17 protein-coding genes are annotated in these 13,831 nt (G+C 62.0%); 13 read left to right on the forward strand and 4 right to left on the reverse strand.

The features are described 5' to 3' along the window. The first annotated feature begins 91 nt into the window (after window positions 1-91). From ACIOTN_RS08480 to ACIOTN_RS08515, 8 genes are all read left to right on the forward strand, one after another. Window positions 92-1,021, forward strand: coding sequence for an N-acetylglucosamine kinase (locus tag ACIOTN_RS08480; protein ID WP_402735127.1), 930 nt, complete (start codon window positions 92-94; stop codon window positions 1,019-1,021). Between the two features lie 96 nt (window positions 1,022-1,117). Next, window positions 1,118-1,435 carry a bifunctional 3-phenylpropionate/cinnamic acid dioxygenase ferredoxin subunit gene (locus ACIOTN_RS08485; protein ID WP_105656303.1) on the forward strand — a complete coding sequence of 106 codons (318 nt, stop codon included), beginning with the start codon at window positions 1,118-1,120 and terminating at the stop codon, window positions 1,433-1,435. Continuing rightward, window positions 1,436-2,569 (forward strand): NAD(P)/FAD-dependent oxidoreductase, encoded by a 1,134-nt coding sequence (locus ACIOTN_RS08490; RefSeq protein WP_105661974.1) that lies wholly within the window; start codon window positions 1,436-1,438, stop codon window positions 2,567-2,569. Between the two features lie 7 nt (window positions 2,570-2,576). Further along, a complete protein-coding gene (locus ACIOTN_RS08495; protein WP_105661973.1) occupies window positions 2,577-3,833 on the forward strand; it encodes an MFS transporter in 1,257 nt (418 codons plus the stop codon). Between the two features lie 151 nt (window positions 3,834-3,984). Next, window positions 3,985-4,473 carry an Lrp/AsnC family transcriptional regulator gene (locus ACIOTN_RS08500; protein WP_105661972.1) on the forward strand — a complete coding sequence of 163 codons (489 nt, stop codon included), beginning with the start codon at window positions 3,985-3,987 and terminating at the stop codon, window positions 4,471-4,473. Window positions 4,474-4,673: 200 nt separating this feature from the next. Then, window positions 4,674-4,919: a hypothetical protein gene (locus tag ACIOTN_RS08505; RefSeq protein WP_105656307.1), complete on the forward strand. Its 246-nt coding sequence runs from the start codon at window positions 4,674-4,676 to the stop codon at window positions 4,917-4,919. Between the two features lie 359 nt (window positions 4,920-5,278). Next, complete coding sequence (locus ACIOTN_RS08510; protein WP_105656308.1) at window positions 5,279-5,650, forward strand: hypothetical protein; 372 nt, start codon at window positions 5,279-5,281, stop codon at window positions 5,648-5,650. 163 nt (window positions 5,651-5,813) lie between these two features. Then, window positions 5,814-6,002, forward strand: coding sequence for a hypothetical protein (locus ACIOTN_RS08515; protein WP_038993331.1), 189 nt, complete (start codon window positions 5,814-5,816; stop codon window positions 6,000-6,002). Here ACIOTN_RS08515 and ACIOTN_RS08520 read toward each other — a convergent pair. After that, complete coding sequence (locus ACIOTN_RS08520; RefSeq protein ID WP_105656309.1) at window positions 5,999-6,220, reverse strand: LapA family protein; 222 nt, start codon at window positions 6,218-6,220, stop codon at window positions 5,999-6,001. The two genes, ACIOTN_RS08515 and ACIOTN_RS08520, sit on opposite strands and share 4 nt — an antisense overlap. A gap of 2 nt (window positions 6,221-6,222) precedes the next feature. Then, window positions 6,223-6,870, reverse strand: a complete 648-nt coding sequence (locus ACIOTN_RS08525) for a TetR/AcrR family transcriptional regulator (RefSeq protein ID WP_105656310.1) — start codon at window positions 6,868-6,870, stop codon at window positions 6,223-6,225. Window positions 6,871-6,976: 106 nt separating this feature from the next. Here ACIOTN_RS08525 and ACIOTN_RS08530 point away from each other — a divergent pair, with 106 nt between their 5' ends. The 3 genes from ACIOTN_RS08530 (at window position 6,977) to ACIOTN_RS08540 (ending at window position 10,955) form a co-directional block, all read left to right on the forward strand. After that, window positions 6,977-8,404 carry a flavin monoamine oxidase family protein gene (locus tag ACIOTN_RS08530; protein WP_402735128.1) on the forward strand — a complete coding sequence of 476 codons (1,428 nt, stop codon included), beginning with the start codon at window positions 6,977-6,979 and terminating at the stop codon, window positions 8,402-8,404. Window positions 8,405-8,407: 3 nt separating this feature from the next. Continuing rightward, window positions 8,408-9,280: a universal stress protein gene (locus ACIOTN_RS08535; protein WP_105661970.1), complete on the forward strand. Its 873-nt coding sequence runs from the start codon at window positions 8,408-8,410 to the stop codon at window positions 9,278-9,280. A gap of 151 nt (window positions 9,281-9,431) precedes the next feature. Beyond that, entirely contained in the window at window positions 9,432-10,955 is a 1,524-nt protein-coding gene (locus ACIOTN_RS08540) for an APC family permease (protein ID WP_105656313.1), read from the forward strand. A gap of 90 nt (window positions 10,956-11,045) precedes the next feature. Here the strand turns inward: ACIOTN_RS08540 and ACIOTN_RS08545 are convergent, their stop codons facing one another. Continuing rightward, window positions 11,046-11,294 carry a hypothetical protein gene (locus tag ACIOTN_RS08545; RefSeq protein ID WP_133834019.1) on the reverse strand — a complete coding sequence of 83 codons (249 nt, stop codon included), beginning with the start codon at window positions 11,292-11,294 and terminating at the stop codon, window positions 11,046-11,048. 167 nt (window positions 11,295-11,461) lie between these two features. On the opposite strand from ACIOTN_RS08545, the gene ACIOTN_RS08550 reads away from it, so the two are divergent. Both ACIOTN_RS08550 and ACIOTN_RS08555 read left to right on the forward strand, forming a co-directional pair. Further along, complete coding sequence (locus ACIOTN_RS08550; RefSeq protein ID WP_105656315.1) at window positions 11,462-11,866, forward strand: low molecular weight phosphatase family protein; 405 nt, start codon at window positions 11,462-11,464, stop codon at window positions 11,864-11,866. Window positions 11,867-11,880: 14 nt separating this feature from the next. After that, window positions 11,881-13,074 carry an MFS transporter gene (locus tag ACIOTN_RS08555; RefSeq protein ID WP_105656316.1) on the forward strand — a complete coding sequence of 398 codons (1,194 nt, stop codon included), beginning with the start codon at window positions 11,881-11,883 and terminating at the stop codon, window positions 13,072-13,074. 74 nt (window positions 13,075-13,148) lie between these two features. On the opposite strand, the gene ACIOTN_RS08560 is transcribed toward ACIOTN_RS08555, so the two are convergent. After that, window positions 13,149-13,631, reverse strand: a complete 483-nt coding sequence (locus tag ACIOTN_RS08560) for an Lrp/AsnC family transcriptional regulator (RefSeq protein WP_105656317.1) — start codon at window positions 13,629-13,631, stop codon at window positions 13,149-13,151. Window positions 13,632-13,831: the final 200 nt, after the last annotated feature.

Here is a 13,831-nt window from a genome sequence, read left to right on the forward strand (position 1 = left end):
CCTGCGGATTGCAGGGCGAACCCCGCCAGCTCTGCGGCCAATGAGCGGAGCGCAAAGTATCCTGAAAACAAAGTGCAAGAGGAATGGAAAAATGGCATCTGGACTTTTGGCAGTAGACGGCGGGCAGACCGGAATCAAGCTGAGATTCGAGCAGGATGGCAAAACTGCAGAATTAGCGCTTCCCGGTGTGCAAACCCATGAACCAGTCCTGCCCCAACTGGCACGCGCCATTAACCAAGCTGCCGCTGCCGCCGGATGGGAGTGCGGCACCGTGAGCGTAGGCACCACAGGCCTGGTCAAAGCCGAACATGATGCACGGCAGCTCTACGACCTCATCGGATCCAGCGCTATTTCCCATATTGCGCTGGCCCACGACTCGGTGACCAGCTATCTCGGAGCGCTGGGAGAACGCCACGGCGCTGTCGTTGCAGCCGGTACCGGTGTCGTCACCTTGGCGGTAGGCCCCCGCTCTGTGGCCCGAGTTGATGGATGGGGCCACATCATGGGTGATGCCGGCAGCGGCTATTGGATTGGCCAGCAGGCAATGAATGCGGCCATGCGCGGCTTTGACGGCCGCGGGCCAGCTACCGCGCTGACCGGGGAACTCGCGAAGCGCTGGCCTGATCTCTCCGAAGCGTATATTGACCTGCAAGCGATGCCGGACAGGGTGGCCATCGTCGCCTCTTTTGCGCAGAGGGTTGCCCAATTGGCAGCGACCGATGAAATGGCCGCCCGGATCTGCGCGCTCGCCGGTGCAGAACTGGCCAGCTCCGCAGCAACGGCATTGCGCCGCGCGGGGCTGGAACAACAGGCCGGAGCGATTCCGGTCGCAGCCATCGGGGGAGTGCTCGCCGGCGAATTCGCCAGAAGCAGCTTCGTGCGGGAGCTGCACCTGCTGGTCCCTGCCGGGCAAGTCCAGGATTCGCCGGGAAATGGGCTGGACGGAGCCCGTGGATTGGCCCTCCTGCCAGCGGACCGCGCCTTGCAAGGCCTCGTATCGCGCTTTCGCGCCCAGCCATAAGACGTGGGCAGCGGTGATAACTGGCCATCAAATAGGCGCAGGCAATCAATAGGTGACAAGATTAGTGGAGAACGTCGTGATTATTAAGGAGTCATCGTGAGTTTCCGAGTCGGTCCGGTAGATCTTGTCCCCGAAGGCGAATCGCTGCTGGTTGAAGCCAAAGACAGCGGCGCAAGCGAAGACATCGCGATCTTCCACGCCGAAGACGGCAACTTCTATGCGCTGCAGGATGAATGCACCCACGAGGTCGCTTCGCTTTCCGACGGCTGGCTCGAAGACTGCAGCATCGAATGCCCCATCCACTCCTCGACCTTCGACCTGAAAACCGGCAAGGTGCAGTGCATGCCCGCCACCGTGGACGCCCGGACCTACAAGGTGGACGTCGTGGACGGCTTCTTGGAGCTTGAAATCTAAATGCCTTCCGTGCACATCATCGGAGGCGGGGTCGCGGGGTACGCACTGGCCCGGCACCTGGTGCAGCAGCAATACGCCGGATCCATCAAGATCAGCGATGCCCAGGGCCTGCCCTATGATCGTCCGCCGCTGAGCAAGTCCCTGCAGGTTGAACCGTTCGCACCGGTGTCCTGGTACCAGCACCATGGCGTCGGCCTGATCCAGGAAGATGTCCAAAGCCTGCAACTGCCGCAATCCGCTGACGACTGGGTTGTGCTGGCTACCGGCACCACGCCCAAGGCATTGGATGTTCCCGGCGGGCACCATGCGCTCAGCCTGCACAGCGCAGCTGACGCCGCCCGCATATCAGACGTCCTGGAATCGGGGATGTTCGGCCAGCGGGTGCTTGTCATCGGAGCGGGGCTGGTAGGGGCCGAGTTCGCGTCCACCGCTAAGATGTCCGGGGCACAAGTCACCTTGATTTCCAGCTCCGACGCACCTCTTGCCCACGTGCTGGGCCACGAACTTGCCGAACAGCTGCACGCGGATCATGCCAACCACGGCATTGCCACCTTGACCGGTGCGGTGACCGAGCTCGGCCCCAACTATGCAATGGCCAATGGCCAGCGCCATGATGCGGAGCTGATCGTGGCAGCCATCGGCGTCGAACCCGAAACTGCGCTCGCCGAGCAGCTGGGCCTGGAAGTCGACGACGGGATCGTGGTCGACGCGCAGCAGCGTTCTGCCAGCTGCCCCCAGGTGCTGGCTATCGGCGACGTCGCCCGGGAGGAAAACCAGCCCCGTGCGGTGCACTGGGAAGCTGCCATGGAAGATGCCGCCCAAGCGGCGGCAACCATCATGGGCACAGCCGCACCGAAGCGTTCGGTGCCATGGTTCTGGAGCGACCGCCACGAAATGCACGTGGAAACGGTGGGCGACTTCAGCCAGGCCGCCAGCACCGTGACGCGCCTGAACCGGCGAGGCAAGATCCAGACGGTCTTCGGGCTCGACGCCAAGGGCGCATTGGTGTCCGCCTCGATGATCGATGGCGGCCTGATGGCCAAGGCCGCGAAACGGCTCATTGCGAAATCAGCCACCCCAAGCATTGAACAATTGAAGGACCCCCTGACGGGTCCGCGCGAGTTAGGCCGGTAAGAAACTTATGAATGCAGCCGAACCACTGAAGGTTCCCGCGGCCCTGCAGACGCCCACCAAACGGGTCGGCCCTGGCTGGATCGCTGCGGTTGTCATTGTCCATATCGGTATCAATGTCGGCTTCTTCGCACCGATCCAGGTACTGCTCGGATTGCACGCCGAACAGCTGGATGCCAGCCAGAAGAACGCGATTCTCTCGCTGGTCACCGGCGTCGGCGCGGCAGTCTCGCTGGTGGCCAACCCGCTGTTCGGCGCGCTCAGCGATCGCAGCACATCGAAATTCGGGCGCCGCATCCCGTGGGTGTTCTTTGGAACTATCTGCGCTGCGCTGGCCCTGCTGCTGATGTCGACCTCGCAAACCGTGAGCACGCTGGTCATCGGCTGGGCGCTGATGCAAGCTGCCGGCAACGCCGCGCTGGCTGCGATCTTCGCGGCCATCCCGGACAAGGTGCCGGTAGAGCAGCGCGGCATGGTTGGCGGGCTGGTGGCCTTGGGCCAAACCTGCGGTTCGCTGATCGGTGCCGTGATCGGCATGGTCGCTGCGAGCAACCTGGTCTTCGGCTACGCCATCGTCGCTACCGCCGTGGCCATTTGCTCCATTCCGTTCGTGCTGATGCGCCAGGATGTTCCGCTGCCCAAGGGAGCACTGGAGCCTGTCAAGCCGCTGGAATTCGTGCGCAGCTTCTGGATCAACCCGGTCAAGCATGCCGACTTCGGATGGGCGTGGCTGACCCGGTTCTTGCTGTATCTCGGCTGCCAGCTGTGCCTGGTCTACCTGCTGTTCTTCCTGCAGGATGCCATCAAGCATCCAGAACCGGCCCAGGGCGTGCTGGTGCTGACCGCGATCTACGCCTTCTGCGTGATCTTCTCTTCGGTGATCTCCGGCAAGCTCTCGGACAAGGACGGCAAGCGCAAGAAGTACGTCATCATCTCTTCGGTCATCGTGGCCGCCGCGGCCGGCGTGCTGGCGACGGCAACCTCCTTCGCCACCGCCATTGTCGCCGCAGTGCTCCTGGGCATCGGCTTCGGCGCCTACCTGGCGGTGGACTTTGCGCTGCTGACCCAGGTATTGCCGAACGCCGATTCGCGCGGCAAGGACCTGGGCATGATCAACATTGCCAACTCGCTGCCGCAGGTGGTCGCCCCGCTGATCGCCTGGCTGGCGGTGAGCTGGTTCGGCGGCTACCCGACCCTGTTCCTGTGCTCGGTGGTGATCAGCCTCTTCGGCGCCGTGCTGGTACGCCAGATCAAGAGCGTTCCGTAGATCCTGGACGAAGATTCTCCAGCATCGCGCAACGACTGAAACCGAAACGGCGCGGCGCCAGGAACTGGTGGCGAGAAAACGCCAAGGCGACGCCAATCGGGCCGTATGATGAATCCAGCGAACCGCAATAATGAGGAGCAGGTGCGGCTGAATGTCGATGAACGAATCAGGACGGGAGAGCCGTGCGACGCAGCTTGATGGCATAGACCGCAAACTGCTGGCGTTGCTGACGAAGAACTCCCGGCGGACCAACAACTCCCTGGCCGAGGAGCTGGGCATAGCACCGTCCACCTGCCTGGCGCGGTTGAATGCCTTGCGCGATTCGGGAGTGATTTCGCGCTTCACCATCGAAGTGGATCCGCAGGTTCTGGGCCGGGAGCTCGAAGCGCTGATCTTCGTGAAAATCCGTCCCGGAGCCCGTCACCTGATGTCGAACTTCGCTACTGACATGCGCAGCAAACCGGGGGTGCGACAGCTGTTCTTCCTGGGCGGCGCTGACGACTTCGTCCTGCACGTAGCGGTGCGCAATTCTTCGGATGTGCGCCAGTTCGTGCTCGATAACCTCTCGGCCAATCCGGCCGTGGCCACCACCCAAACCTCCCTGGTATTCGAACACGGCCACGGCAGCGGAGAGTACTAGGCCCCATTCTTGACCGATTTCCATCTCGCCGATGTTCGCAGGAACAACCCACAGCCCTGCGTTGGTCGAAGAAACATGCTAAACTTGATGTTCTTCTCTTAGCATGGCTGCGGCCCGTTGGCAGCTGGGGATCGGTTCTCCAGACAAGCAACGGACCCCACCGCAGCTGCGACTGAAAGAATGGGGAGGTCGAGAAGATAATGCATTTTGACGCAACTGTTGTCACCGCACTGGTGACCTTGATTGTTCTGGCCATCGCAACCGTTGTGCTGGTGATCCGGTACAAGCGCACCCACCAGGCAGAAATCCGCCAGGCCCTGGTTGCCAAGGCCCGGAAGCGCGGCGTTGCCTCGCCGGAAGACCTGTCGAACCACGATCTGGTACTGCAGATCCGCGCGGCAAAGCGCCAGCGAAAGCAGGATGGGCAGGACCTGAAGACCGCATAGGGTTTGCACCCATGCGCTGACGATGCTGAGCCCCAGTCCATTTCCGGACTGGGGCTCAGCCGCGTCAAGGGCCCTTGGGCGGCCGCTGGCCCCGTCTTTATCCAAAGCTGATGAACCGGGAAATGGCGTCGGGAATAAACGGCAGGTGCCAGCGGAATGCAGGCAGGTAATTAACCTCGCGCAATTCCGGGAAACTATGTCCCCGGTCACCGGAAAAGCCGATTTAACCCCTGAATCATGCGGATTGCATCACAGGGGCATGTGGGGTTCTGAACAAACCACTTCTCAATAGATAAATGGTCGGAAATGATGGATATGACTGGAAATGCAGCAGCGTTAATTCTTTAGGAGCAACAACAATGGCCTCGATCCCACTCGGTGAAGACATCCTCTTGGCACGCCACGGCGCCAACATCGTCAAGCTCCGCCAGGATCGGAAGAACCGCACCACTGTTGCCCATCTGCGCGGTGGAGCCACCGATACGGCCTCGAACCTGCTCACCGCACCAGTTCCCGCATTGACCCCGGCAGCCAGCTTCACTCAGGGCGCGGCTCGCTACCTCAACGATGAAGCCGAGGTTAGCCGCGGCGAAGTTCGTTCGCTGGTCAAGATCTCGCTCGGCTTTTCTGCCATCATGGGCATCGTCTTCGGCGGCCTGGTCTTGGCTTTGTACAAGGTCGGCGGCAATGAAGCTCTCCAGTCGCTGAGCTACATGGGCGCAAGCCAGTAGCTCTCGCAAGCATTTCCAGGAAAACGGGATTCCGAGGCAACTCGGGATCCCGTTTTCCTGTTTCCGGACCAGGTGCTTACTCCGAGGCCGGGCTTGCGGCAAGTCTCGTATTTCTTGCCCGGCAGGCATAGGATGGCGGCAACGGGAAGGACGGGAGCAGGCCATGCGTTTTGTTTTGGAAGTTAACTTCGATACCGAGAACATGCAGCTCAAGCCATTGGAGGAGCTGCAGAAGATTCTGCGCGACTGGTCGACGAACATCACGATGTATCCGATCGTTGCCGGCGCCCAGGAAGATGTCTACGACTCGGATAACGAGCAGGTAGGGGAGTGGGCAATCCTCGACGACTAGCCTCGCCGTCTGGAGAACCACCCGATGGCATACCCCGCGGCCAGGGTAATGAGCAGGACAAGCCACAGCGGGGCCGTGGAATGGATCAAGAAGAATTCAACGCGGACGAAGGCCAGGTTCTGCAGCATGAAGACCACCGCGAGGATCACCAGTGCAATAGCTGCCCATTGCTTGGCGCTAAGCCCCTTCTTCGGCGGCCGCTGCTCCGGATAGCCCATGCTCAGCTTCCGTTCGCCAGCAAGCCGGCAACGAGAGCCGACAACCCGCGCTGGAACGAATCGTCGCTGGTATCAAGCTCTGATCGGCGTTGCGCGGCCACAGCCTGGGTGAAATGCGGAGTGAGATCCTGGTGATTGCTGGTGTCGAAAATGTCATGCGGAGCGGCCGTATCCATGGCCGAGCCGAAGATGAATGATTCCAGTGCGACAATCGTCGGAACAATCTCGTTCTCTGCCATGCCGAAGTCTGCCAGCGCTTCGGCAACGCGCTCGTACATTCCCAAGGTGCGCGGCGAATCGGAGACGGGCAGTACCGCGATGACCGGAATCAGGGGAATGTGCCGCGCGAAGACGTTCCGGTAGCTCGTAGCCCATTGAAGCAAAGCCTGCTTGGTATCGGCTTGGTCGAATACCGAGGTGTCTATGTCGGCCATGACCAGTTCCTGGATCCACTGCAGGAGGTCGTGCTTGGAATCGACGTGGTTGTAGAGGGCCGATGGAGAGACGCCCAGGGATTTTGCCAGCCGCTGCATGGTCAGGGACTCGTAGCCGTCCCCGGAAACAAGTTCCAGCGCGTGCTCGGTAATGCGCTCCCGATTCAGCACCGCCTTGCGCGGGCGCCCGGCTCGCCTGGCTTCCGTTTCACTCATGCGGACCTCTTCCTGACGTGGGGTGCTTCACAACTGGATCTTCGTACCCTATGCTATATGACAGGTAAATGAACCTTATTCATTTAAATGTGCAAGGGAGTCGATCATGCAACATCTGGAACGCGACGTCGTCGTCATCGGTGCAGGGCCATCGGGACTGACATCAGCCTATGAGCTGAGCAAGGCCGGCAAGTCCGTCGCGGTGCTCGAAGCCCGCGACCGCGTCGGCGGGCGCACCTGGACCGACATCATGGACGGTGCGACCATCGAGATCGGCGGCCAGTGGATCAGCCCCGACCAGACCGGCCTCTACTCGCTGATCAATGAACTTGGCATCGAGACCTTCGAACGCTACAAGGCGGGCAAGAGCGTCTACCTCACCGGGGAAGGCGAGCGGATCGCCTATGAGGGCGAGGACTTCCCGGTGGCCGCCAGCACCGTGGCCGAAATGGACAAGCTGGTAGAACTCATGAACCAGCTGGCCGCCGAAATGGACCCGGACAAGCCGTGGGAGCACCCTCAGGCCCAGGAGCTGGACCAGATCTCCTTCCACCACTTCCTGCGCCAGCACTGTGCCGACGAGCTGGCCTGCAACAACGTGGGCCTGTTCATTGCAGGGGGCATGCTGACCAAGCCGGCGCACACCTTCTCCGCGCTGCAGGCGGTGCTCATGGCGTCCTCGGCCGGCTCCTTCGACAACCTGGTGGACGAGGACTTCATCCTGGACCGGCGCATCGTGGGCACCATGCAGGGCGTATCCAAGACGCTGGCCGAGAAGCTGGGCCAGCAGACCGTCTTCCTGGACAACCCCGTGCTCAAGCTCGAATGGTTCGATGGCGGGGTGGTGGCCCACGGGAGCACCGTGACCGTCTCGGCGAAGAAGGCCGTGCTGGCGGTACCGCCGAACCTGTACTCGCGCATTTCCTACGTCCCGGCGCTGCCGCGCAAGCAGCAGATCACCCACCAGCACCAGTCCATGGGCCTGGTCATCAAGGTCCACGCCGTCTACGACACCCCGTTCTGGCGCGAAGAGGGCCTGTCGGGCACCTGCTTCGGCCCGAGCAGCCTGGTCCAGGAGCTCTACGACAACACCTATGCCGGGGAGGAAACCGGCACACTGGTCGGCTTCATCTCGGATCTGAAGGCCGACGCCATGTGGGAACTGGACGAGGAACAGCGCCGCGCGGTGATCCTCAAGGCCATGGCCGGCTACCTGGGCGAGAAGGCACTGGATCCCAAGGTCTTCTACCTCTCGGACTTCGCCGCCGAGGAATGGACCCGCGGCGCCTACGCCACCAGCTACGACCTGGGCGGGCTGCACCGCTTCGGCCCGGCGCAGAACGAGAATGTCGGACCGATCTACTTCTCCTCCTCGGATCTGGCCGGCGAAGGCTTCCAGCACGTGGACGGCGCGGTGCGCATGGGCCGCCGCTCGGCCGCGCGCATCATCGCCGCACTGGATGGCACCGCCTACGACCAGAGCTACGATGGCGTTGCCACGCTGACCCCGTCCAAGGAAAAGGCCAGTGCCTAGGCCATGAAATTGCTCGTAGGTTACACCGCGGACCAGCGCGGTGCCGAAGCTATCGAACTGGCCAGCGCCCTGGTGGCCGGTACCCGCGACGCGTCCTTGCGGATCGCCATCGTGCTGCCTGCCGCCACCCCGTTCAACGCGGTCTACCCCGGCGGGGACCATGGGTTCTCCTCCATCCTTTCCGACCAGGTGGACCGCTGGGCGGCGCAGGCCCTGGCCCTGGTGCCGGAAGGAATCGCCACCTCGGTGGTAGCCCGTTCCGTGCCCTCGGTGGCCGAGGGGCTCATTGGCCTGGGCGAGGAATTCGGGGCCCACGGGATCGTGCTGGGCGGCCGCAAGCGCCACCGCGCCGGATTCTTCAGCCCCGGGGCGATCGCCAATGCGCTGCTGCATTCCTCGCCGATGGCCGTGTTCATGTCCTCGCCGGCCTCCCTGGCCACGTTGCGCGCAGCCGGCGGGAAGATCACCAGGCTGACCGCATTCGTGGGGGACCGCCCGGGGGCACGGGAAGTCATCGGCCTCTCGGCGCGGATCGCCGCCGCCTGCGGACTGCCGCTGCGCGTGGCCACGCTGGTCTCCCATATGGATCTGGCTGACCCCCGGCTGGAGCTGGATGACCATCTGGCCCAAACCCGCAGCTACCTGCAGGAACTGACCGGTTCCCTGGGCCTGGAGGCGGTAGTCGAGGTGGTCTCCGGGCGCGGCCTGGACGAAGCGGCCGCCCAGCTGTCCTGGCAGGACGGGGACCTGGCACTGCTGGGATCGGCCCGGCTGGCCGCCCCGCGCCGATTGTTCATCGGCCCCAAGGCCCAGCGGATCCTGGGCCAGCTCAACGTCCCGATGGGCGTCGTCCCGACCCTCGAGGCTGCCAGCTAGAAGGCAGCGCATCATTCCTGCACGATCCTTGTTCCCCGGGCACTTGCCGTCGCGAAGCACGCGGACGGTGCCCATCTGACCCCTGACGGAAGGTGGCTCGGTACTTCTGGCCGACGCACTCACACCTCGCTAATTGTTTAAGGTAACCACCATGTCGCACGACTTGAGGCAGGCATCGCCGCCTGCACGCTCCGAGAGCGGACTGCACGAAAAAGGACTGTCCAAGGGCACCGTTGGCGTTCTGGGGCTTGTCGTTATCGGCATCTCCTGCATCGCCCCGGCCTACACCCTCACCGCAGGCCTCGGCGCCACGGTGGCCGAAGTCGGCACCAGCCTGCCTGCGATCCTGCTGGCCGGATTCCTGCCGATGCTGCTGGTGGCCTTGGGCTACCGCGAGCTGAACAGCGCCATGCCCGATTCGGGCACCTCCTTCACCTGGGCGACGCGTGCCTTCGGCCCGATGATCGGCTGGATGGGAGGCTGGGGCCTGATCGCTGCGACGGTGATTGTGCTCTCCAACCTGGCGGCAGTGGCCGTGGACTTCTTCTATATCCTGATTGCCCAGCTCACCGGCCAGCCGTGGATTGCGGAGCTGACCGGCAACCTGTGGGTCAACATCCCCACCACGCTGGTGTTCATTGCGGTGGCCGCCTGGATCTCCTACCGGGGCATGAACGCCACGAAGGTCTTCCAGTACGTGCTGGTCGGGTTCCAGGTGGCGGTGCTGCTGCTCTTCGCGGTCATGGCCCTGACCTCCAGCCAGCCCAATGATCCGACACCCATCACCTGGCAGATGTTCAATCCGGCCGGCATCGATACCTTCTCGGCCTTCGCCGCGGGCATCTCGCTGTCCATCTTCGTTTTCTGGGGCTGGGATGTCACCCTGACCATGAACGAGGAAACCACCGATCCGAAGAAGGTCCCCGGACGCGGTGCCACCTGGACGGTGCTGGTGATCATCGCGTTGTACCTGGCCGTATCCCTCGGGGTGATCTACTGGGCCGGGGTGGGCACCACGGGCCTGGGCGCAGGCAACCCGGAGAACCAGGAATCAATTTTCGCGGTGCTTTCCGGTCCGGTCATGGGCCCGCTGGCGATGCTGATGTCCTTGGCCATCTTGTCCTCCTCCGCGGCCTCGCTGCAATCCACCATGGTTTCGCCGGCACGCACCTTGCTGGCCATGGGCTACTACAAGGCGCTGCCCTCCAGCTTCGCGAAGATCTCCGCGCGCTTCATGTCCCCGTCGGTGGCGACTTTCGCCTCCGCTGCTGCCGCTGCCGTGTTCTACGTGGTCACCAGGCTGCTCTCGGAGAACGCATTGTGGGACACGATCACGGCGCTGGGCCTGATGATCTGCTTCTACTACGGGCTGACCGCCTTGGCCTGCGTCTGGTACTTCCGCGGGGAACTGTTCGCCAATGCCAGGAACTTCTTCTGCAAGTTCTTGGCGCCGTTGGCAGGTGGCGTCGTCTTGCTGGTGATGTTCTTTGCCACCGCCATCGAATCCATGAATCCGGACTACGGTTCGGGCTCCAATATCGGGGGAGTGGGCATGGTGTTCATCCTCGGGGTCGGCGTGCTGCTGCTGGGCGTTGGCATCATGCTGTGGATGCGGGTGCGCCACCCGGCGTTCTTCAAGGGAGAAACCATCAAGACCTACAAGCTGCTGAAGTAGGACCGGCGCAACGAACCAGAAGGACCACTCGCGAACGAATCGCGGGTGGTCCTTCGTGTTCGGTGCCGCGCCGCAGGAGCTATCTTGCCGCTAGTCGGCGGCATCGGCCCGGATCATGTGCTTGGCCACGCCGATGGCGGCCAGCACGGCGCCGAAGGGGATGAGCGCGCTCTGGATCAACGAATTAAGGAAAGCCAGCGGCGCGCTGCCCAAAGGGCTGCTTCCAAAACCGGATTCGAAGCTCCACATCGCCAGGACTGGCAAGATGCTGCTGATGAGAACGCCTGCCAACACGATGGCGACGCCGGATACAATCATCTTCTTATGTAGAGCAAGCAACGTTTTCTCCTATTGCCTTGGGCTGAGTATTTCCAACCGTAGCCAATTCCGCCACTTTTAGCTACAGTGGGAGTGCTGTTTGCTTTCGCCAAAGGCAGGTCTTTGCCTGCTTCGCAACCTTCTCGTCCAAAGGCCCCTAACCGGCGCGCAAATGGTTCAATAGGTTCATGGCTAACTCGGTACTTTTCATCTGCTCCCGCAATGCAGGCAAATCGCAAATGGCGGCCGCATTGATGGACTACATTTCTGAAGGGAAAGTTACCAGCTACTCGGCTGGAACCAACCCAGGTTCAGGCATCAACCACGAAGCGGTTGAATCGCTCTCGCAGGCCGGCGCGGACATGTCGCAGGGCACGCCCAAGGCCATCGACCCTCGCGTCGTCGAGCAAGTTGACCGCGTGGTAATCCTTGGCTCCGATGCGAATCCGCAATTCGATCCGTCCATCAAGACCGAACGCTGGGTCACCTACGAACCCAGCGAAGACGGCATCACCGGTGCCGAACGAATGAACATGATCCGCGATGAAATTGCTGATCGCGTCCGTGAACTGTTCCACGAGCTGGAGCGGTAGAAATCACTGTTCGCATGACCACCCGAAAGGCAACTCCGTGGTGGCTTCCGGGCGTATGCCTTGTGCTCACTGGTTGGTGTGCCAACCAATACGTATCGCTGATCAATTGGTACCAGCAATTCCGCGAGCTCAGTGAGTTCGAGGCCATGCTGGTCATGGGCAGCTACCTGGCGGGCATGATCCCGGCGTTGGCTTTCGGCGGACCGCTGGCGGACAAGTTCGGGCGCAAGCCATTTTCGCTGCTTGCCCTTGCCTGCTCCATTCTGGGATCCCTCGGGCTCATCTTCGGATCGGTTCACGAGTCCGGTCTCTATGCGGGACGCATCCTGACCGGCTTGGGCATGGGCCTGGCCATGGTTGCCATCACCAGCTGGGTGAAGCTGCTTAGCCCGGGAGCTGCCGGCGCGACTCGTGCCGCGCTGTGCACGTCCTTGGGTTTCGCGCTGGGACCGGTCATTTCAGGGGCAATTGTCGGGACCAGCGGCAGCCCGGAACTGGCATACATCGTCCATGCCGCCGCGGCGCTTTCCTGGTTGCTGTTGATGTTCTTCACCCGAGAAGACCGAGTCACTGACCGGGCAGGGCATCATCTGGAGGCCGACGTGACGACTCCGGCAAACCTCCAGCGGTTCTACCGCATCGTCTTGCCCGCAGCCCCATGGGTCTTTGGCATGGCGGCAACAGGGTTTGCCGTGGTTCCGGCGCTGAGCAACGGCGCCGGTGAATCCAGCCTGTTCTACACCACCTTGGCAGTCGCGGTCACCATGGGCATGGGTACCTTGATCCAGCCATTCGTCAAGAGATTCAATGACTTGGGCAAGATCAAGCTGCTCATGGCTGGACTGGCTACCTCGCTGGCTGCACTGCTCATGATGATCGCAGTGTCGCTGAGCGGCTCAGAATTCTTGGGAATTATCGCATTCGCCATAGCCGGTTCGGCCAATGGCATTTTGCTGGTTGCCGGGCTAAGCCAGGTATTGGATCTTGCCGGCGGCGCCGACGTCGGCAAATTGACCGGCCGGTTCTACATGTGCTGTTTCATCGGGTTCAGCTTCCCGACATTCTTTGCACTGTGGCGCACGGTCGCTCATCCTGCTCTATTCATTGGCCTGCTTGCCGTGCTCTGCCTGCTATCCATGATGCAGGTGTACCGCTCGGCCAAGTATCTGCCCGCTGCCATTCTCGAAGAAGTTCCAAACAGGCCATAATGCCAAACGCCGCTGCCGGCCACCTTGCGGTGCCGGCAACGGCGTTTATGCATTGGACTCCAACATACTGGGAGCTAGTCCTGGCTCAGCTTCTTGAGCAGCTCGGTAGTGCGGAATGGGATGACATCGCGCAGGATCATCGAGGTGGAAGTGCGGGTTATGCCCGGGCAGAGGCGGATCTCTTCACTGACCCGGTACAGGTCATCCGGGTCAGTCGCGGCCACACGAATCAACAGGTCCGTGTCTCCCGCCGGCGCGACGCATTCCAGAACCTCGGGAATCTGGCGCAGTGCGGCGATGGCCTCATTCAAGCTGGCCTGGTTCAATTCAGCGCTAACGAAAGCGCTGACGCCACGGCCCATGGACGCAGGGAGGATTCGCGCGGTGTTCGGGCGCAACGCACCTGAATGGGCCAAGCGTTCCAAACGAGTCTGCACGGTGCCGCGGGCCAGGCCCAGCTGCTGCGCCAGCATCATGATCGGCACACGCGGATCCGCATCGAGTGCCAGAAGGATACGCCGGTCGGTTTCATCGAGCTGATACGTATCCGAATTCATGTGGTGGTCTCCTGAGACAGGTTGTGTTGCGCGTGCATAAGTACCAACCTAGATTTTAGTCAATATGACCAGTGAATCCCAAATGTGTTGCGCGGATTGGCCGATATTATTGCGTGCAAGTCGGCTACTGGGGTCAACAGGGCGAATGCTCGGGCGAAAAGCCATCTTTTATCCACAAAATAACCAGGCTGAGATCAAAT

This window comes from Glutamicibacter sp. NPDC087661 (assembly GCF_044743275.1).
Lineage (GTDB): Bacteria > Actinomycetota > Actinomycetes > Actinomycetales > Micrococcaceae > Glutamicibacter.

Excerpts from the sequence above, each read along its gene's own strand:
- ACIOTN_RS08480 (WP_402735127.1), top strand. The coding sequence starts at position 92 with ATGGCATCTGGACTTTTGGCAGTAGACGGCGGGCAGACCGGAATCAAG.
- ACIOTN_RS08490 (WP_105661974.1), top strand. The coding sequence starts at position 1,436 with ATGCCTTCCGTGCACATCATCGGAGGCGGGGTCGCGGGGTACGCACTG.
- ACIOTN_RS08495 (WP_105661973.1), top strand. The coding sequence starts at position 2,577 with ATGAATGCAGCCGAACCACTGAAGGTTCCCGCGGCCCTGCAGACGCCC.
- ACIOTN_RS08500 (WP_105661972.1), top strand. The coding sequence starts at position 3,985 with ATGTCGATGAACGAATCAGGACGGGAGAGCCGTGCGACGCAGCTTGAT.
- ACIOTN_RS08505 (WP_105656307.1), top strand. The coding sequence starts at position 4,674 with ATGCATTTTGACGCAACTGTTGTCACCGCACTGGTGACCTTGATTGTT.
- ACIOTN_RS08510 (WP_105656308.1), top strand. The coding sequence starts at position 5,279 with ATGGCCTCGATCCCACTCGGTGAAGACATCCTCTTGGCACGCCACGGC.
- ACIOTN_RS08515 (WP_038993331.1), top strand. The coding sequence starts at position 5,814 with ATGCGTTTTGTTTTGGAAGTTAACTTCGATACCGAGAACATGCAGCTC.
- ACIOTN_RS08520 (WP_105656309.1), bottom strand. The coding sequence starts at position 6,220 with ATGGGCTATCCGGAGCAGCGGCCGCCGAAGAAGGGGCTTAGCGCCAAG.
- ACIOTN_RS08525 (WP_105656310.1), bottom strand. The coding sequence starts at position 6,870 with ATGAGTGAAACGGAAGCCAGGCGAGCCGGGCGCCCGCGCAAGGCGGTG.
- ACIOTN_RS08530 (WP_402735128.1), top strand. The coding sequence starts at position 6,977 with ATGCAACATCTGGAACGCGACGTCGTCGTCATCGGTGCAGGGCCATCG.
- ACIOTN_RS08535 (WP_105661970.1), top strand. The coding sequence starts at position 8,408 with ATGAAATTGCTCGTAGGTTACACCGCGGACCAGCGCGGTGCCGAAGCT.
- ACIOTN_RS08540 (WP_105656313.1), top strand. The coding sequence starts at position 9,432 with ATGTCGCACGACTTGAGGCAGGCATCGCCGCCTGCACGCTCCGAGAGC.
- ACIOTN_RS08550 (WP_105656315.1), top strand. The coding sequence starts at position 11,462 with ATGGCTAACTCGGTACTTTTCATCTGCTCCCGCAATGCAGGCAAATCG.
- ACIOTN_RS08555 (WP_105656316.1), top strand. The coding sequence starts at position 11,881 with ATGACCACCCGAAAGGCAACTCCGTGGTGGCTTCCGGGCGTATGCCTT.
- ACIOTN_RS08560 (WP_105656317.1), bottom strand. The coding sequence starts at position 13,631 with ATGAATTCGGATACGTATCAGCTCGATGAAACCGACCGGCGTATCCTT.